Annotated in this window: 16 protein-coding genes; 11 read left to right on the forward strand and 5 right to left on the reverse strand. The window is 68.8% G+C overall.

Annotated features, from left to right (window positions below; all coding sequences use genetic code 11):
- Nucleotides 1-79 precede the first annotated feature (79 nt).
- Nucleotides 80-1861, forward strand: a complete 1782-nt coding sequence (locus ATO4_RS05190) for an SLC13 family permease (RefSeq protein WP_083590343.1) — start codon at nt 80-82, stop codon at nt 1859-1861.
- A 44-nt stretch (nt 1862-1905) separates the two neighbouring features.
- On the opposite strand, the gene ppdK is transcribed toward ATO4_RS05190, so the two are convergent.
- Nucleotides 1906-4566, reverse strand: coding sequence for a pyruvate, phosphate dikinase (gene ppdK / locus ATO4_RS05195; protein WP_083590344.1), 2661 nt, complete (start codon nt 4564-4566; stop codon nt 1906-1908).
- A gap of 404 nt (nt 4567-4970) precedes the next feature.
- Between ppdK and ATO4_RS05200 the strand changes: the two genes are divergently transcribed.
- The 3 genes from ATO4_RS05200 (at nt 4971) to ATO4_RS05210 (ending at nt 5998) form a co-directional block, all read left to right on the forward strand.
- Nucleotides 4971-5264, forward strand: a complete 294-nt coding sequence (locus ATO4_RS05200; RefSeq protein WP_083590345.1) for a DUF433 domain-containing protein — start codon at nt 4971-4973, stop codon at nt 5262-5264.
- A 147-nt stretch (nt 5265-5411) separates the two neighbouring features.
- A complete protein-coding gene (locus ATO4_RS05205; protein WP_210191024.1) occupies nt 5412-5732 on the forward strand; it encodes a PIN domain-containing protein in 321 nt (106 codons plus the stop codon).
- Nucleotides 5729-5998 carry a hypothetical protein gene (locus ATO4_RS05210; RefSeq protein WP_083590346.1) on the forward strand — a complete coding sequence of 90 codons (270 nt, stop codon included), beginning with the start codon at nt 5729-5731 and terminating at the stop codon, nt 5996-5998. The genes ATO4_RS05205 and ATO4_RS05210 overlap by 4 nt, the downstream gene beginning before the upstream one ends.
- Nucleotides 5999-6338: 340 nt before the next feature.
- Here ATO4_RS05210 and ATO4_RS05215 read toward each other — a convergent pair whose 3' ends face one another.
- Both ATO4_RS05215 and ATO4_RS05220 read right to left on the reverse strand, forming a co-directional pair.
- Nucleotides 6339-7130 carry a DsbA family protein gene (locus tag ATO4_RS05215; RefSeq protein ID WP_083590347.1) on the reverse strand — a complete coding sequence of 264 codons (792 nt, stop codon included), beginning with the start codon at nt 7128-7130 and terminating at the stop codon, nt 6339-6341.
- 163 nt (nt 7131-7293) lie between these two features.
- Nucleotides 7294-7830: a DciA family protein gene (locus ATO4_RS05220; protein WP_083590348.1), complete on the reverse strand. Its 537-nt coding sequence runs from the start codon at nt 7828-7830 to the stop codon at nt 7294-7296.
- A gap of 233 nt (nt 7831-8063) precedes the next feature.
- Here ATO4_RS05220 and mutY point away from each other — a divergent pair, with 233 nt between their 5' ends.
- The gene (gene mutY / locus ATO4_RS05225; RefSeq protein ID WP_083590349.1) at nt 8064-9176 is read left to right on the forward strand and encodes an A/G-specific adenine glycosylase; all 1113 of its coding nucleotides are present in this window, start codon (nt 8064-8066) and stop codon (nt 9174-9176) included.
- Nucleotides 9173-9793: an HAD family phosphatase gene (locus tag ATO4_RS05230; RefSeq protein ID WP_083590350.1), complete on the forward strand. Its 621-nt coding sequence runs from the start codon at nt 9173-9175 to the stop codon at nt 9791-9793. The genes mutY and ATO4_RS05230 overlap by 4 nt, the downstream gene beginning before the upstream one ends.
- A 53-nt stretch (nt 9794-9846) precedes the next feature.
- Here ATO4_RS05230 and ATO4_RS05235 read toward each other — a convergent pair whose 3' ends face one another.
- A complete protein-coding gene (locus ATO4_RS05235) occupies nt 9847-11373 on the reverse strand; it encodes a GAF domain-containing protein (RefSeq protein ID WP_176222866.1) in 1527 nt (508 codons plus the stop codon).
- A 248-nt stretch (nt 11374-11621) separates the two neighbouring features.
- Between ATO4_RS05235 and ATO4_RS05240 the strand changes: the two genes are divergently transcribed.
- The 4 genes from ATO4_RS05240 (at nt 11622) to ATO4_RS05255 (ending at nt 16171) form a co-directional block, all read left to right on the forward strand.
- Entirely contained in the window at nt 11622-13115 is a 1494-nt protein-coding gene (locus ATO4_RS05240; protein ID WP_083590352.1) for an ATPase domain-containing protein, read from the forward strand.
- Nucleotides 13115-13498, forward strand: coding sequence for a response regulator (locus ATO4_RS05245; protein ID WP_083590353.1), 384 nt, complete (start codon nt 13115-13117; stop codon nt 13496-13498). The genes ATO4_RS05240 and ATO4_RS05245 overlap by 1 nt, the downstream gene beginning before the upstream one ends.
- A gap of 316 nt (nt 13499-13814) precedes the next feature.
- Complete coding sequence (locus ATO4_RS05250; RefSeq protein WP_083590354.1) at nt 13815-15722, forward strand: propionyl-CoA synthetase; 1908 nt, start codon at nt 13815-13817, stop codon at nt 15720-15722.
- Nucleotides 15723-15817: 95 nt separating this feature from the next.
- The gene (locus ATO4_RS05255) at nt 15818-16171 is read left to right on the forward strand and encodes a hypothetical protein (RefSeq protein WP_083590355.1); all 354 of its coding nucleotides are present in this window, start codon (nt 15818-15820) and stop codon (nt 16169-16171) included.
- Between the two features lie 44 nt (nt 16172-16215).
- Here the strand turns inward: ATO4_RS05255 and ATO4_RS05260 are convergent, their stop codons facing one another.
- Nucleotides 16216-16791, reverse strand: a complete 576-nt coding sequence (locus ATO4_RS05260; RefSeq protein WP_210191025.1) for a histidine phosphatase family protein — start codon at nt 16789-16791, stop codon at nt 16216-16218.
- 260 nt (nt 16792-17051) lie between these two features.
- Between ATO4_RS05260 and argB the strand changes: the two genes are divergently transcribed.
- Nucleotides 17052-17945 carry an acetylglutamate kinase gene (gene argB, locus ATO4_RS05265; RefSeq protein WP_083590356.1) on the forward strand — a complete coding sequence of 298 codons (894 nt, stop codon included), beginning with the start codon at nt 17052-17054 and terminating at the stop codon, nt 17943-17945.
- The last annotated feature ends 1071 nt before the right edge of the window (nt 17946-19016 follow it).

The raw sequence follows: 19016 nt of genomic DNA on the forward strand, positions 1-19016 counted from the left end.
AATCTTTTCGGCAAATCAGCACCTTGCCGAAACGGCTGACGACGACAGCTTTGTGCCGTCTCGTCTCGCACGGTTGGCCATGGCCGAATTCTTCGCGCAACACTCCGCCCTCATCGGGCTCCTCCTCATCACGCTCGTCTTCGTCGCCTTCGTCCTGGAGCGCTACCCGCCCGAGGTCGTCGCCTGCGGCGGCGCCGTGGCCTTCCTCCTGTGCGGCTATCTGAAGGCGGAGCAGATCACCGCCGTCTTCTCCAATCCGGCGCCGATCACCATCGCGGCGATGTTCGTGCTCTCGGGCACGCTGATCCGCACCGGCGTCCTCGACGCGGCCGCCAGCCTGTTGCTGAGCCACGCCACCCGGCGCCCCGTCGCGACGCTTCTGGTGACGTCGGCCGGGATCATCCTCGCCTCGGCCTTCATCAACAACACGCCGGTCGTCATCGTCTTGATCCCGATCTCCATCGAGATCGCCCGCGCGCTGAAGATCGCCGAGACCAAGCTGATGATGCCGCTGTCCTTCGTCGCGATCCTCGGCGGCACCTGCTCGATGATCGGCACCTCGACCAACCTCCTGGTCGACGGCGTCGCCCGCGGCCAGGGCCTCGAGCCGTTCTCGATCTTCGAGATCACGCCGATCGGTCTCGTCGCGGCGGCGGTCGGCCTCGGCTATCTGGCGCTCGTCGGCTGGCGGCTGCTGCCGAACCGCGAGGGCGTCGGCTCGAAGCTCTCGGAAAACGACGAGGATTCCTATCTCACCGAGATCGTCGTGCGCGACGGCGCCAGCGCGATCGGCAAGCCGCTCGGCGAGGTCGGCGCCCTGTCGTCGCGCGGCATCCGGCCGGTGGCGCTGCGCCGCGGCACCGAGACCCTGCGCCGGGACATCGCCGCCATCGTCCTCCAGAAGGCCGACCGGATCGTGATGTTCGCGAGCCCCGAGGAGATCCTCACCCTCCACGCCAGCGACGGCTTCCGGATCGCCCGCGGCCGGCCGGCCCGGGCCGGCGAGGACCGCATGGTGGTCGAGGCCACCGTCGCCCCGCACCGGCGCGGCATCGGCCGCGGCGTGATGGAGCTGAGCGGCCTGTCGGGTTCGGGCAGTTCGGTGCTGGGCGTCCGGCGCCACCGCCACGTGCCGGGCCCGAGCCTCCAGGCGATCCGCCTTCGGCCCGCCGACCGGCTGCTGCTCGAAGGCCCGCCCGACGCCATCGCCCGCATCACCGAGGAGAACGACCTCGTCGGCGTGAATGTCAGCCAGGCCCGGCGCTTTCGCCGCGAGAAGGCGCCGCTCGCCATCGCCGCGCTGCTGGCGGTGGTCGTCGTCTCGGCCTTCGGGCTGGTGACCATCCAGACCGCGGCCTTCGTCGCCATCGCGGTGATCCTGCTTCTCAGGGTGATCGACGCCGACGAGGCGTGGCGCACGATCCGCGGCGACCTGCTCATCCTGATCTTCGCCATGCTGGCGATCGGCATCGGCATGGAACAGGCCGGCACGGCGCAAATGATCGTCGATGCCGTCACGCCGCTGATCGAGGGCGCGCCGCATATCGTCGTGCTGCTGGTCGTCTACGGCCTGTCGTCGATGCTGACCGAGATCGTCACCAACAACGCCGTCGCGGTCATCGTGACGCCGATCGCCGTCGCCCTCGGCGTCAATCTCGGCATCGACCCGCGCAGCCTGGTCGTCGCCGTCATGTTCGGCGCCTCGGCCTCCTTCGCGACCCCGATCGGCTACCAGACCAACACGCTGGTCTATGCCGCCGGCAACTACCGCTTCATGGACTTCGTCAAGGTCGGCCTGCCGATGAACATCATCGTCGGCATCGCCACGACGATCGCCATCTACTTCTACTATCCGGCCTGACGGCTTCGACTATCCGGCCTGACGGCCGCGCTTGTCAAAACCCGTCAGCGCCGGCCCCTCGCCCGGCCGGCGCGGCTGAGCCGGATCGCCGACTGGGCGGCCGCGAGGCGGGCGATCGGCACGCGGAAGGGCGAACAGGAGACGTAGTCGAGCCCGGTCTCCTCGAAGAAGGCGATCGAGGCCGGGTCGCCCCCCTGCTCGCCGCAGACGCCGAGCGAGATGTCGGGCCGAGTGCGCCGCGCCTTCTCGCAGGCCAGCGCCACCAGTTCGCCGACGCCCTCGACGTCGATGGTCTGGAACGGATCGCGCTCCAGGATACCCTCGCGCATGTAGGTCGACAGGAACGTCCCGGCGTCGTCGCGGGAGATGCCGTAGACGGTCTGGGTCAGGTCGTTGGTGCCGAAGGAGAAGAAGTCCGCCACCTCGGCGATGGTGTCGGCGCGCACGATCGCCCGCGGCAGTTCGATCATCGTGCCGACGAGGTAGTCGATCCGCCGGTCGCGTTCCTCCATGACGCGGGCCGCCACCGCGTCGATGCGGGCCTTGAGGAAGTCGAGCTCGCGGCGAAGGCTGACCAGCGGCACCATGATCTCCGGCACCACCGCCGCGCCGGCCCGCTCGCCGGCCTCGATCGCCGCCTCGAAGATCGCCCGCGCCTGCATCTCGGCGATCTCCGGATAGGAGATGGCGAGCCGGCAGCCGCGATGGCCGAGCATCGGGTTGAACTCCTCGAGCCCGGCGATGCGCTGGCGCACCACGGAAGCGTCGACGTCGAGCTGCAGCGCCGTCTCGGCGATCTCGCTCTCGCTCTTCGGCAGGAATTCGTGCAGCGGCGGGTCGAGCAGACGGATCGTCACCGGCATCCCGGCCATGATCTCGAACAATTCGATGAAGTCCGAGCGCTGGATCGGCAGCAGCTTGTCGAGCGCCCGCCGCCGGCCGATCTCGTCGCTGGCCAGCACCATCTCGCGCATCGCCTGGATGCGGTCGCCCTCGAAGAACATGTGCTCGGTGCGGCAGAGGCCGATGCCCTCGGCGCCGAAGTTGCGCGCCGCGCGCGCCTCGGGCGGCGTGTCGGCATTCGCCCGCACCCGCATCCGGCGGGCGGAGTCGGCAAATTCCATCAGCGTCGCGAAGTCGCCGGACAGGCTCGGCCGGATCAGCCGCACGGCGCCGAGGATCACCTCGCCCGACGCGCCGTCGATGGTGATCCGGTCGCCTTCCTTCAGCACCCGGTCGCCGGCATGCAGCGTGCCGGCCGCGGCATTGATGCGCAGCGAGCCGGCGCCGGTGACGCAGGGCTTGCCGATGCCGCGCGCGACGACCGCCGCGTGGCTGGTGGTGCCGCCGCGGATCGTCAGGACGCCCTCGGCGACATGCATGCCGTGGATGTCCTCCGGATGGGTCTCGTTGCGCACCAGGATCACCGGCCGCTCGTCGACGGCGAAGGCCTGGGCCCGCTCGGAGGTGAAGGCGATCACGCCGGTGGCGGCGCCCGGCGAGGCGCCCATGCCCCGCGCCAGCACCGTCGTCTCGCCGTCCCGGTCGATGGTCGGATGCAGCAACAGGTCGAGGGACGCCGGATCGATCCGCAGGATCGCGTCCTGCTCTTCGATGATGCCGTCGCTGACCAGCTCGACCGCGACGCGCACCGCCTCTCCGGCATTGCGCCGGGCCGGGCGGTACTGCATCAGGAACAGCGCCCCGTCGCCGACCATGAAGTCGACCTCGACCGCATCGCCCACATGCGCCTCGATGCGCGTCACATGGCCGGCGAGTTCGGCAAACACCGCCGGAAACGGCGCCGCGCCGTCGGCGACGAGGCTGGCGAGGTCGATCGTCTCCGGCGCCTCGTCGAAGGCCTCGATCCGCCCGCCGAGCGCGAATTCCCCCGTCAGCCGCGCCTCGCCGGTCGCAAGATCGCGGGAGATCGCCCGGCCGCGGCCGGATTTCTGGTTGCGCTCGTTGAAGATCATGCCGTGGACGGTGATGGCGAGCCCGGCATTCTCGGGGATCGCGTGGAGCATGCGATGGGACGCGGCGAGCGGGCTGCGCCAGCTGGCGAAGCTCGCCTGGATCACCTCGACCAGCTGCTGCAGCGGCGTCTGCGGCACCACGGCGCCGAGCTCGCGCTCCAGGAAGTCATGGTATCGGGCGATCAGCATGCGCCATTCGCTGACGTTGCGCGGCTCCGAAATCCAGCCGGCCCGCTCGCGCTCGCGGTCGCCGAGATCCTCGAATTCGGCGAGATCGGCGTCGAAGACCAGCGCCGCATAGCTCTCGATGAAGCGGCGGTAGCTGCGATAGGCGAAGTCGCTGTCGCTGAGTTCGGCGGCGAGGATGTCGACGGTGCGGTCGGTCAGCCCGACGTCGAGGACGCTTTCGGCCAGCCCCGGCATGTGGGTGGCGGCGCTGGTGCGCACGGCCAGCAGCAGCGGTCGCTGGTCGCCGCCGAAGCGCCGATCCGCGACGGCCTCCAGCCATTCGACGGAGGATCTGAGATCGGCCTTGAGCGCCTGGGGCAGATCGCCGCCCGCCCCCTTGGTCTCGCGCCAGGCGTGAGTCGCAATGGTGAAGCCCGCCGGCACGGGTGCGTCGAGCGAGGCGAGCAGCGCGAGATTCGCACCTTTCAGCCCGAGGGCCGCGACGGCATCGGCGGTTTTCTCGGCATCGCCCTGCCTGAAGGTGAAGATCCGCTTGGGCATCCCCTGCTGGTCCGTCAGTCCCGTTGTCCCGGCCGCGTCGCGACCATTCCCAACGGTCTAGAGCAAAATTCCCCCCGCGCCAATTGCTGCAATGCAAAAACGCCCCCGCCTGCACAATCGGTGTGCGCTGCCGTCATTGTCGCCGCAACGGCGCGCTGGCGCGGAGCGCTCGACTGGGCACTCCCGCCATCCGCCGCGCGCCAGCCGGGAGGAAGTCGCCGCAGATGTCTGGCGGCACCTGCGTGACGTGTCGCTGCCAGTCCTCGAACGGCAGACTGCCAGCAAGTGGCCCACGCCCTGACCAACCCACTGTCACGGCCTGAACTCCTTCTCGGCCACTCCGTGTGCCATATGATTGCGCCACGGGGAGGCTCGCGAACCACCTCCTCAAAAGGAACTGCCCGATGGTCGATCTCGCCAGAAAGCCGAAAATCGCTTCCCGGGTCATCCGCGATCCCTCGATCATGAGCGGGGCCCCCGTGGTTCGCGGCACCCGCGTCCCGGCGCTGACCATCGTGGCCCACCTGCGGGCGGGCCACTCGGATCAGGAGGTCTTCGAGGACTATCCGACTCTCCCTGTCGACGGGATCGACGCGGTGCGCCAATGGGCGGAAGTCGAACTGGGCGAGAGCTTCGAGGCGGTCCGCAACCCGTCGGCGCGGGCCGGTCGCCAGTCTGAGCGTGGTCGACATGCTTGACTGATGTCGCGGGCGACATCATGTTCGATCCATGATCGTCGCCGACGCCAACGTCATGGTCCGCGCCCTGCGCTCGAGGAACGGAGCATCGAACCGCATCCTGCGCGGGATGCTGGTCGGTGAGATCACTTCGCGCTCTCCCCCGCGGTGGTCATCGAGTACGAGGACGTGCTGCTGCGTCCTGGACCCCTGGGATCGAACCCGTGGATCGCGCCAGATCAGATCGGCAAGCTGCTGGACACTCTGTGCAAGGTCTGCGTCCCGGCCCTGCCGCGGTTTCGCTTCCGGCCATTCCTGGGAGATCCGAAGGATGACCTCTACGTCGAATGCGCCTTGGCGGCCGGAGCCCAGCTCGTCGTGTCCGACGATCGACATTTCCGCAATCCGGACCTGAGGGCCTTCGGCCTCGACGTCAGGACGGCCGTCGAGTTCGAAGCGGATTGGCAGAACAGGAGAACACCGACATGAGCACCTACCCCTTGCGCCTTCCCGACCATATCATGGAGCAGGCCCGCGCTGCCGCCGCCGAGGACGGAATCTCCATCAACCAGATGATCGCCTCACTCGTGGCGGAGGGGCTGGGTCACAGGCGGGGGCTGGCGATGATGCGTCGGCGCGCCGCGAGGGGCGATGTGGATGCAGCCCTCGCCATCCTCGATCAGGCACCCGACGTTCCGCCCGACGAAGGCGACGAGCCGCTCGACACGCAGGGAACGTCCCCGGGTCTCCGCTAGTCCCGCAAGGCCGCGCCGGATCCGGGGAGACGCTGTCGCCAGACGCCTGCAAGGATCTCCCATCGGCTGGCGCGCGGCGCATGCGTTCTCGATCGCCGTCTTGGTAGTTGAAACAGGTTTTTCGTGATCGATTGAAACGACACTGTCGCATTCCGACCGACATCCGCCGAAAGCCTAATCGATCGACAGCACGAAGAGTATCGTCGCGAAGCCGGATTACGCAGCTCCTCGCGATCGATCACATTCAAAGTAGACCCCGAACGCACGAACGGCCGGAGCGCCTGCCCCGGCCGTCCCCATGCAGCGTCTGCGATCCGCCGATGCCGGCGGACCGCTCGGATCACATGTGCTTCTGGATGATCGCCGCCATCTGGGGCGCGCCGACGGCGCCGGCATATTTGTCGCCATTGACGAAGAAGGTCGGCGTCGCGCTGACGCCGAACTCGGTCTCGCCGCGCTGCTGCACGGCGACGACGTTCTTCTGCAGATCCTTGTCGCTCAGGCAGGCCTTGAACTGCTCCTCGCTCATGCCGGCGAGGCGCGAGATCTTCAGGAGCTCGGCCGAGGCCTGGTTGGAATAGGCCCATTGCGGCTGCTGGTCGAACAGGACGTCGACCATGGCGGTGCGCTTGGCGTCGTCGCCGGCGCAGCGGGCCAGCATGAAGGCCGCCAGCGCGCGCGGGTCGAACGGGAACTCGCGGATGATCAGCTTGGCCTTGCCGGTGTCGATGAAGTCCTTCTTGATCGTCGGATAGCTGGTCTCGTGGAAGTCCCGGCAATGCGAGCAGGTCAGCGAGGCGTATTCGACGATGGTGACCGGGGCGTTCTCGTCGCCGATCACCACGTCCGGCAGCGCCTGGGCGGACATCAGCTTCTCGACGTCGACCTTGCCCTCGGGCTCGGGCGCCTTCACGGCACCGGCAGCGGCCTCACCGGTGGCAGCCCCTGAGGTCTCGGCCTGGGCGAGAAGCACCGGCCGCTCGGCCGAGCCGGCGCCGGCTTCGTCGGCGGCCAGGGCGACGCTCGACCAGGTGCCGAGCGCCATGACGCCCGCAAGGGCCGCCGATGCGGCCAGAACGGTACGGCGCGCGGCGCGGCCGTCGGCGGTGATCTTCCCGGATGAAACTCTCATGGACGCACTCTCTCCTGATTGCCGTCGCCGGCTTCCCGTCGCGGTGTACGGGAGGCCGGTGGATTTTTAAAGGCAGGAAGCCGCCGTTGTCAGCGCCGCTGACGGCCTTGTGTTCGAAGATCCCATTACGATTCGTTCACCTTGCCGCCCGCACTTGCCCCCCTCACTTGCCGGGCAGCCGGCTGAGCGTCGACAGGGCGAAGGCCTCCAGCGCCGCCTTCAGCTTCGGATCCTCGATCCGCGCGATCATCGCCGCGACCTTGTCCTTCTCGTCGGCCCCGAGCGCCCGGGTCTTCGGGCGCAGGTCCCGTTTCGGCACGGCGACCGGCTTCTGGACGAAGCGGATCTTGGCGACCGCATGAAAGCCGAAGAAGCCGTTCACCCGGGCGAGGATCTCGGTGGTCTGATGCTGCAGCCGCAGCGCCGCCCGCGGCTCGGCCGCGACGACCAGCGTCGCCGGCTCGAACGGCTCGCCGCTGGCCCGGTCCCTCGGCCATTGCAGCTTTTCCGGCCGCGTCGTCTCGGCGAGGCGCGCGCCGACGATGCCGGCCCAGGCCGCGACGAGGCCCGTGGTCATGCCCGCCTTGCGCCTGAGGATCGGGTCGATCACCTCGCCGGAGATTTCGGCGAGCGGCTGCGCGCCGCGCCGCCAGCGCTTGGCCGCCTCCGGGCGCTTGTGGTACGAATTGGCGTCCGTCATGACATCTCGCACCGCTCCTGCCGGGACATCGGCAACGCATAGCGCGGCCCGCCCGCCCGCCGCAACCGGCGCGCCGGATCGCGACCGCGACGGGACGGCCGCGGCGCCCGCCGAACCCTCGCGGCGGTTGCCAATCCGGCGGCCCCATGCCACCAGATCCTCCCGAACGGGCGCCCCGCCTGACTGAGCCCCGCCCTCGCCCCGCCCGCTGCCGCCGGATACCGCCACAGCCCATGACGACCATCGATCCGCAGGCGTTCTCGGCAGCCCTGCTCGGCTGGTACGACACCCATCACCGCACGCTGCCCTGGCGGGTCTCGCCGGCCGATCGCGCCGCCGGGATGCGGCCCGACCCCTACCGGGTCTGGCTGTCGGAGATCATGCTGCAGCAGACCACCGTCGCCGCAGTGAAGGCCTATTTCGCAAAGTTCACCGCCCGCTGGCCACGGGTCGAGGACATTGCCGCAGCGCCCGAGGCCGCCGTCCTCGCCGAATGGGCGGGCCTTGGCTACTACGCCCGGGCCCGCAACCTCCATGCCTGCGCCATCGCGGTCCATGAGACCCATGGCGGCAGGTTCCCCGAGACCGCCGCAGCGCTGAAGGCCCTGCCGGGGATCGGCGACTACACCTCTGCCGCCATCGCCGCCATCGCCTTCGACGAGCCGGCGGCCGTCGTCGACGGCAATGTCGAGCGGGTGGTGACGCGGCTTGCGGCGATCGACACGCCCCTGCCCCGCGCCAGGCCGCAGATCCGCGCCGTCGTCGCCTCGCTGACGCCGGACCGCCGGCCCGGCGACTTCGCGCAAGGGATGATGGATCTCGGCGCGACCATCTGCACGCCGACCAGGCCCGCCTGCGTCCTCTGCCCCGTGCGCCCTTTCTGCACCGCGACGAAGACCGCCGACGCCGAGCGCTTTCCGGTCAAGCCGAAGAAGGCGGCGGTGCTGGAGCGGCGCGGCGCGGCCTTCGTGGCGCTGCGCCCCGACGGCGCCGTCTTCCTGCGCAAGCGTCCGGGCAGCGGCATGCTCGGCGGCATGAGCGAGCCGCCGTCGAGCGACTGGTCGGCCCGCGGCGACGGCGCGCTCGGCCCGGATGCTGCCCCCTTTCCGGCCGACTGGCGGCGCGTCGGCGAGGTCGAGCACGGCTTCACCCATTTCCGCCTGACCCTCGAGGTCTGGCGCGCCGACCATGTCGGCGACCCGCCGATCGAGGGCTGGTGGTCGGCCCCCGGCGAGATCGCCGGCGAGGCCCTGCCGACCCTCATGCGCAAGGTGCTCCGGGCCGCCGGCATCGGCCCGGCCGGCGCCACGAAACCCGCCAGACGAACGAGGAAACCCGCATCATGACCCCCGACACGCCGCAACACGTCGTCTTCGACATCGGCAAGGTGCTGATCCACTACGACCCGCACATCCCGTTCCGCGACCTCATCCCCGACGAGGCGGAGCGGAGCTTCTTCCTCACCCATGTCTGCTCCCACGAATGGAACCTCGAACAGGATCGCGGCCGCTCCTGGCCCGAGGCGGAGGCCGAGGCGATCGCCCGCCATCCGGACCGCGCCGAGCACATCCGGGCGTTCCGCCGCAACTGGCACCGCATGGTGCCCCATGCCTATGACGGCAGCGTCGCCCTGATGCTGGGCCTGATCGAGGCGGGCGTTGACGTCACGATGCTGACCAACTTCGCCTCCGACACGTTCCGCGAGGCCCAGGGCATCTTTCCCTTCCTGACCGGGACCCGCGGCGTCACGGTCTCCGGCGACATCGGCCGGATCAAGCCCGACCGGGCGATCTACGACGCCCATGTGGCAAGCTTTGGCCTCGATCCGGCGAGGACGCTGTTCATCGACGATTCGCTCCCCAACGTCGAAGGCGCCCGCGCCGCCGGCTGGCAGGCGGTGCATTTCGCCTCGCCCGAGGCGCTTGCGGCGGACCTTGCCCGCCACGGCCTCCTACCGGCCTGATCGGGAAGCAAGGCTGGCGCCCCCGCCCGGCGCCCACCCCCGCCCGGCGCCGACTACCGCGCGATCGACCCCATCGGAATGCGCGCCTTGAGGCGCATGCCGGAGGCCGGCCAGTCGAGGGCCATCTCGCCCTCCAGCTGCGTCTTGATGCAGAGCTGGATCAGCTTCGAGCCGAAGCCGATCTCGGCCGGCGGATCGGTCGGTTCGGGACCGCCGGTCTCGATCCAGCGGAAGTCCAGCGCGTCGCCATCGAGGGCCCAGGAGACCGACAGCCGGCCGCCCGGCTGCGACAGGGCGCCGTATTTGTTGGCGTTGGTCGTCAGCTCGTGGATGAGCAGCGCCACATGGGTCGTCGAGTTGATGCCCAGCCGCAGCTCCGGTCCCTCGATCGACAGGCTCTCGAGCCCCGGCTTGCGGTAGGGCTCGACGAGGATGCGGACGACGTCGGCGAGATAGATGTCCTGGTAGTTGGCGTCGTCGTCGTCGGAGATCGCCGGCCGGATCAGGTCGTGGGCGCGGGCGAGCGAGATCAGCCGCCCCTGCAGGGCCTGCGACATCACCAGCGGGTCGCTGGAGCCCCGCGCGGTCATGGTGATCATGCCGCGCACGATCGAAAACAGGTTCTTCATCCGGTGATGCAGCTCGCGCACCAGCAGCTTGCGCGATTCCAGCGCCTTCTGGCGCACGGTCACGTCCCGGAAGAACAGCGTCAGCTCGGCTCCGCTGGGCGCCGCCCGCGCTTCGATCCAGCGCTCCGTCTCCAGGATCTTCACCACCGTTTCCGACGGATCAGCCTCATCGCCCGTCAGGAGCGCGTTGGTCACCATGGCGACGAAGGCATCCGCCTCGCCGCGCGGAAACACGTCGAAGAGCCGCCTGCCCGTCGGCTCGCCCTGCGCGTCGAGGATCCGGCGCGCCGAGCGGTTGGCGTAGATCACCGTCATCTCGCGATCGATGCTGAGAACCCCGTCCGCCATGCTCTCCAGCACCAGGGCCAGCCGCTGCCGGTCCTCGTCCGCCGCCTGCTGCAGCACCCGCCGACGGGCGACCTCGACCCGCAGCCGGATCTCGCTCTCGACGCCTTTGGCGATGGCGCGCAGCGTCTCGATCTCCTCGCTCGTCCATTGCCGCGGCTCGCTCTGGATGACGCAGAACGAGCCGAACACGTGGCCGTCCGTCCCGACGACGGGCACGCCGAGATAGGCGATCACACCGAGGTCCGCGATCGCCAGGTTGTCGCGCACCAGAGGATGGATGCGCGCATCCTCGACCGCCAGCATCTCCCCGGACGTCACCACGTGCTGGCAGAAGGAATGGCTGAGCGGTGTCTCCCGGGTCCAGGAATAGGGCGTTGGAAGCCCCTCCTGCGCCTTGAAGAACTGTCGCGTGTCGTCGACCAGCGAGAGCAGCGAGACCGGCGTCCCGAGGAGCCGCGTCGCCAGTTTCACCGCCCGGTCGAAGACCTCCTCGGTCTGCGTGTCGAGGAGGTTGCTGCCTGCCAGGGCATCCAGCCGCTCCCGGTCTCCGATCCGATCGACCGGTCGTTGCTCGGTCTCGATCGGCGGAAAGCTGTCTGGCATGGGCGGCGAACCTTCACGGGTGGCGGGCGGGCACGGGGGCCGGCATTGGCAGCCCCGTCCGTGCCCGTCAGGCACGGACTTCGGGCGGACTCGACGGCCGGGGACGATGTGCCTTGCAGATGGGCACCATCTGCCCCTATTACGACCGTGTGACATCCGGCGGACGTGCTAGCCGGAGTTAGGGAGCTATCACGGGGCGGCAACGGCCGCCGGAACGAATTGACGCACCGGGTGAACGATCGCGGCCGATGAATTCTCCGACAGACCAGAGAGCTTCCGCGCGGCTTGCGCGCTTTGAGAGCGGGCTGCCCGAGCTCGACGACATTCTCGGCGGCGGCTTCGCCGCGGGCGCGACCTATGTCGCCCAGGGCTCGCCCGGCACCGGCAAGACCATCCTCGCCAACCAGATCTGCTTCGCCCAGGCCGCACGGGGGCGCAAGTCGCTCTATCTGACGCTGATGTCCGAGAGCTTCTCGCAGATGTTCGCGTTTCTCGGCTCGCACGATTTCTTCGACCTGACGCGGATCCCCGACTACATCTACTATGCCAGCGCCTATCCGACCCTTCGCGACGAAGGCATCGACGCGCTTCTCCACCTGATCGTCCAGGAGATCCGCGAGCGCCGGCCGAGCCTCCTGGTCTTCGACGGCTTCCTGGCGATCGGCGAGTTCCTCGATCCGAAGCGCCGCGACAACGAGTTCCGGCGCTTCCTCAACGAGCTCGGCGCGCTCGCGGCACAGAACCGCATCACCATGCTGCTGCTCACCAATTCCGATCGCAGTCCGTCGTCGCCGGAATACACCATGATCGATGGCTGGATCGAGTTGATCGACGATCTTTCGCCGCACCAGCCGCGCCGCGAGCTCGTCGTCCACAAGCATCGCGGCAGCGCGATCCTCCGGGGCCGGCACGACTACCGGATCGCCTCGCCCGGTCTCGTCGTCCATCCGCGGATCGAGGCGGGCGCGCCGGCGCGCGAGCCGGCCGCGGTCTCCGCCTCCGCTCGCCTCGCCAGCGGCATTGCGGGCCTCGACGCGATGATGGGCGGCGGCATCCCCGCCGGCTCGACCACCGCAGTCGTCGGGCCGACCGGCAGCGGCAAGACGACGGTCGGGCTGCATTTTGCGGCCGGCGCGACGCCCGCCGAGCCGGCGCTCTTCGTCGGCTTCCTCGACTCTGCGGCAAGGCTCGTGGCGAAGGCCGCCGGCCTCGGCCTCGACCTCGCCCCTAAGGTCGAGGCCGGCACGACGCAGATATTGCGGATCCCGCCGGTCGGCCCGCAGATCGACGAGATCGGCTGGCGCATCGTCGCGGCTGTCGAGGCCTCCGGCGCCCGCCGGGTGGTGATCGACGGCCTCGCCGAAACCTGCCGCTCGCTCGCCGACGAGGCCCGGCTGCGGTGCTTCCTCAGCGCCCTCGACGATCGCCTCGTCGCCCTCGGGGCGACCATCCTCCACACCTGCGAGGTGCCGGACCTCCTGTTTCCGACGTCGCTCTCGACCGGCCAGTTCTTCCCGGTTGTAGACAATACTCTGCTCTTGCACTATGCGCTGTCGGGGTACGCGGTCGAGCGAAGAGCTACACTTTTGAAAGTCCGCGACAGCGACTTCGATCATCACGGCAGGGCCTTCAGGATCACCGGCAACGGCCTGGTGCTGGACGCGGCTGCGGGCGACGAGGAGGCGGGGGCTGCCGACGTGTCCACCGCCGCGAGGCGACCGGGTTCTGGAGTCGGCAGCTGATGGCGCGCATCCTGGTGGTCGAAGACGAGGCGATGCTCCTCATGCTCGCCTCGATCGTGCTCGAGGATCACGGGTTCGAGGTCCTGTCCGCGGCCAACGGTCGCAAGGGCCTGGAGCTCGCCCGGCGCGAACATGTCGACGTCATCGTCACCGACTTCATGATGCCGGAGATGGACGGCATCGCCATGCTGTCGGCGCTTCGCGAGGAGGGCCATTCGGCGCCCGCGATCATGACCACCGCCATTCCACGGAGCCAGCTGCCGCGCGGTGACGAGGCGCTCTTCGACCTCTACATGCCCAAGCCCTACAACGAGGAAATCCTCGCCCAGTCGATCGGCGAGATGCTGGCCCGCAACCAGGCCAGGGGCGACGACGCGGGCTGAGCCGCCTCGCTCGCGCGGGGCGCGAACGCGCCTTCTCCGGTTCCGCCTCCGCTGAGGGGACACCGCCGGCAGCGGCCTCGGTTGGCTGGCTTTCGCTCGCGCTCCGCCTCGATCATGCCGCCCGGCCCCCGCCATGGTTCCAGCGGGCACGGACGCAGGTGCGTCCGCCCGTCGAAGGGAGCCGCCGTCTTCGGCGCCGGGCCACGGCTTGCCGAAGATCGCGCCGGGAAACCAATCGCGCCGGGGAACCAGAAGCCATTTTCCTTGCCTGCTGGTATAAGGGCCGTTCGGGAGAGGTCGGACCGGGGAGGACGCGATGACCAGCCGCTATTTCGAAGTTCACGATGCCTGGCGCCGGGATCCGGCCGGCTTCTGGCTGGAGGCCGCCAGGGGGCTCGACTGGGCGACGCCGCCGACGACCGCCTTCGACCCTGCCGCCGGGGTCTACGGCCGGTGGTTTCCGGATGGCGAGCTCAACACCTGCCAGAACGCCGTTGACCGCCATGTCGCGGCCGGCCACGGCGAACGCACCGCGATCGTCTACGATTCGCCCGTTACCGGCGCCAAGCGCCGCATCGCCTATGGCGAGCTCCTCGCCGAGGTGAAGGCGCTCGCCTTGACGCTGACCGAACTCGGCGCCGGCAGGGGCGACCGCGTCATCATCTACATGCCGATGATCCCCGAGGCGGTCTTCGCCATGCTGGCCTGCGCCCGGATCGGCGCCATCCACTCCGTCGTCTTCGGCGGCTTCGCGGCCAGGGAACTCGCCGCCCGCATCGACGACGCGGCGCCGAAGCTGATCCTGTCGGCGAGTTGCGGCATCGAGCCGACCCGCAAGGTCGAGTACAAGCCGCTGCTCGACCGGGCGATCGAGCTTGCCGCCCACAAGCCCGCCGCCGTCGTCCTGAAGCAGCGGCCGGAGCTCGAGGCGAGCCTCGTCGAAGGCCGCGACCACGACTGGGACACGCGCCGCGCCGCCGCCATGGACAGGCTCGCCGCCGGGGCCGAGAGCCCCTGCGTCCCCGTCAAGGCCACCGATCCGCTCTACGTCCTCTACACGTCCGGCACCACCGGCCGGCCCAAGGGCGTCGTGCGCGACAATGGCGGACACGCCGTCGCCCTGCACTGGTCGCTGAAGAACATCTTCGACACCGATGCCGGCGACACCTTTTTCTGCGCCTCCGACGTCGGCTGGGTCGTCGGCCACTGCTACATCGTCTACGCCCCGCTGATCCGCGGCGCGACGTCGATCCTGTTCGAGGGCAAGCCGATCGGCACCCCCGACGCCGGCACCTACTGGCGCGTCGTCGCCGAGCACGGCGCCAAGGTGCTGTTCACCGCCCCCACCGCCATCCGCGGCATCCGCAAGGAGGATCCCGACGGCGAACTGCCGAAACGTTACGACCTGTCGAAGTTCGAGGCGCTCTTCCTCGCCGGCGAGCGGGCCGATCCGGAAACCCTGATCTGGGCCGAGAAGGCCCTCGATCGCCCGGTCATCGACCACTGGTGGCAGACCGAATCCGGCTGGCCGATGGTCGCCAACCCCCTCGGTCTCGGCCTCCTGCCGGTCAAGCGCGGCAGCCCGACGGTGGCGATGCCGGGCTTCGACATCCAGGTCCTCGATCCCTATGGCAAGGCGGTCGCGGCCAACGAGATGGGCGCCATCGCGGTCAAGCTGCCGCTGCCGCCCGGCGCGCTGCCGACCCTGTGGAACGCCGACGAGCGGTTCCGCGAGAGCTATCTTGCAGCCTTTCCCGGCTACTACTCCACCTCCGACGCCGGCTTCCTCGACGATGACGGCTATCTCTATGTCATGGGCCGCACCGACGACGTCATCAACGTCGCCGGCCACCGACTGTCCACCGGCGAGATGGAGGAGGCCGTCGGCACCCACCCCGCCGTCGCCGAATGCGCCGTCATCGGCATGCACGATGCGGTGAAGGGCGAGATCCCCTGCGGCTTCGTCGTCCTGAAGAAGGGCGCCGGGATCGACCGCGCCCAGATCGAGGCGGAGCTGATCAAGATCGTCCGCGAGGCGATCGGCCCGGTCGCCGCCTTCCGCAAGGTGCTGGTGGTCGACCGCCTGCCGAAGACCCGCTCCGGCAAGATCCTGCGCCGCACCATGAAGGCGATCGTCGACGATACCCCCTTCGAAACGCCGGCGACCATCGAGGACGCGGCGGCGCTGGACGAGATCCGGGCGATCGTCGCGGGGCGATTGTGAAGCCTGGATTGACCAATCAGTTGGATCGGGATGAACGGATTGACAGCGCCTCTTTTGGTTGTATGAGATAAAAATACACCCAATGGAGGCGTTGAATGGGAGCGGGCGACGACAAGATCCACCGGATCAACCTGCTCTTGGCGGACCTGCGGGCTCACCATCCCGGAGCCTATGAAAAAGTTCTGGAGTCCCACTCGCCTCTGTTGCGCATCACGACCGGAAAGAAAATTCCCAGTCCCAATCAGCTTGCCGATGCAATCGGCTGGGCGTTGACCCACGACAAGCCGGCAGCCCCGAAGATCAACCAGCTCCGTCAGCTTCTATACGATCTCAAGGCGACCGACGTCGACATGGCGAAGATCGTCGTCGAAGTCGCGAGCGCCCCGGTCGACAAGAACGGGGCCTTCATTCTCTTCACCGAGAAAATCCTGAGATATTTCAATCGCTGACGGGATCACTGGCGACGGCTCCAAGGCGATCGAAAGCCGAGCCGCTACTCCGTCTCGAGCCGGCCCTCGACGCTGACTTCGCCGTCCGCGCCGAGCCTGATCACCACGATCTCGCCCGACGCCGGATAGACGCCGGTGAGCGCGGTGACGTTGACCTGGTGGGAGACCAGCACGGCCTTCTTGCCGGCGGCGTCGAGTTCCGCAATCCGCGCTTTCAGCGCTTCGGTCTGCTCTGCCCTGTCGCCGCGCCCGGCGAAGAACGAGTTCAGCGCCGGCTCGTCCTCGACCGGCCGGATGCCCAGCCGCTCGGCCGTATCGCGCGACCGGCACCACTGGCTGGTCAGGACGACGGCGATCGCGACGTCGTTCTCCCGCAGACTGCGGCCGATCCGCTCCGCCTGCGTGCGCCCGGCATCCGAGAGGTTGCGCTGGGTGGCGCAGTCACTGAGGCTGAAATTGCCCGGATCGCCGGTGCCCGGCGCGATGGCATGGCGCATCAGGAGATGCGTTCCCGCCGCCCGCGCGGCGTCCCAGGCGTCCTGCGCTTTCGCCGGCAGCAAGAGGGCGAGGCCGAGCACCGCCGCCACCGATCCCGTCGTCCACCACCGTGCCACCCGCATCTCCCGTTTCGCTTGGCCGGCGCGATCGCTGCCGCCGCGCTGCCCCGCCTGAACTCGCGCGCCGCGCACCGCCGGCCAGACGCGTGCCGCCAACGATTGCGTGAGCGGCCGCGTGATCGGCCTCGCGGTCGGCCCCGGCGGGCCCGCCGTCGCCCTCGACGCCGTCCTCGACGCCGGATGCGTCAAGCCGGTTTCCGTCCTCGCCGTTTCACGCTAGAAGCCACGCCGACGAGAGACCTGCGAGCCCTTCGGAGCCGGCGATGAGCGACAACATTGACAATGGCGAGACCCGGGCCCGGGTGCTGGCCGAGGCCCTGCCCTACATGCAGGCCTATGAGAACAAGACCGTCGTGGTGAAATATGGCGGCCATGCCATGGGCGACGCCGCCCTCGGCCAGGCCTTCGCCCGCGACATCGCGCTGCTCAAACAGTCCGGCGTCAATCCGATCGTCGTCCATGGCGGCGGCCCGCAGATCGGCCGGATGCTCACCCAGATGGGCATCGAATCGCGCTTCGAGGGCGGGCTGCGGGTCACCGACGCCGAGACGGTGAAGATCGTCGAGATGGTGCTGGCCGGCTCGATCAACAAGGAGATCGTCGCCCTGATCAACGCCGAGGGCGAATGGGCGATCGGCCTCTGCGGCAAGGACGGCAACATGGTCTTCGCCGAAAAGGCCAAGAAGACCGTCATCGATCCGGACAGCAACATCGAGCGCGTCCTCGATCTCGGCTTCGTCGGCGAGCCCGTCGAGGTCGACCGCACCCTCCTCGACCTCCTCGCCCGCTCCGAGATGATCCCGGTGCTCGCCCCCGTCGCCCCCGGCCGCGACGGCGCCACCTACAACATCAACGCCGACACGTTCGCCGGGGCAATAGCAGGAGCACTCGAAGCCTCGCGCCTCCTGTTCCTCACCGACGTTCCCGGCGTCCTCGACAGGTCCGGCACGCTGATCAAGGAACTCTCGGTCTCGGAAGCCAAGAACCTCATCCGCAACGGCACCATCTCCGGCGGCATGATCCCCAAGGTCGAAACCTGCATCGAAGCCATCGACCGCGGCGTCGAGGGTGTCGTCATCCTCAACGGCAAGACCGAACACGCGGTCCTGCTGGAACTGCTCACCGAACACGGGGCAGGCACGCTGATCGTGAAGTGAGGCGAAAGGCGCGGCAGCGAGGACGGGCGGGGCGACACTCGGCGCGTCGTCCGTCTCGGGCCCTGTCCCGAGACTCCAGGTACGGCGTCCACTGCGTTCGCCCATCCGGATCCGGCGCCACCCCCTCTCTTGCGATTTCAATCGCTTGGCTTCGCCAAGACGATGAAATCGCTTTCTCTCCCTCAAGGGGAGAGAGGGCGCCCGGTCTGTGACGTCGCCCCATTCGATCGGCGAGGAAGCAACGGCGAGGACCTGCGCAACGACGGCGTCGAAATCCCGGCGACGATCACTTGGCCGAAACGCAGACGAAGCGGGCGCCCTCTCTCCCCTTGAGGGAGAGAAAGTCATTCCAAGGAATTGGGCCTCGGCTTGCCGAGGTCCAAGCCGCAGAAAAGGCAAGAGAGGGGGAACCACCGCCTCACCCGCCGCTACCGGTGCCGAGGGTCGCGGCGTCTGCTGCGTTCGCCCGTCCGGACAGGGTGCCACCCCTCTCTTGCGATTTCAATCGCTTGGCTTCGCCAAGACGATGAAATCGCTTTCTCTCCCTCAAGGGGAGAGAGGGCGCACGGTCTGCGACGTCGCGCCTTTGTTGCCGCAAGCGAGTGACGGCGAGGACCTTCGCAAGCACGGTATCGAGATCCCCGACGAGGGTCCTTTTTCCTCAACGTCGGGGGCATCGCCGGCGCAGACGAAGCGGGCGCCCTCTCTCCCCGTGAGGGAGAGAAAGTCATTCCAAGGAATTGGGCCTCGGCTCGCCGAGGTCCAAACCTTGAGAATGACAAGAGAGGGGTGCTCCCCGCTTCCCCCGCCGCCGCCGGTGCCGAGAACCGCGGCGTCTGCTCCGTTCGCCCGTCCTGATCCGGTGCCACCCCTCTCTTGCAATTTCACTCGCTTGGCTTCGCCAAGACGATGAAATCGCTTTCTCTCCCTCAAGGGGAGAGAGGGCGCCCCATCCTGTCCCCCGCCAATATCTTTCCCCCCATCGCCCCCCAACCCCCTGATTCCCCTCACCCGGCAAATATTCTCATCCCCGCCCCACACCCCCTCGCCATACTCCCCCCCATCGCCGGT

Source organism: Aurantimonas sp. 22II-16-19i, from assembly GCF_002088275.1.
Classification (GTDB): Bacteria; Pseudomonadota; Alphaproteobacteria; order Rhizobiales; family Rhizobiaceae; genus Jiella.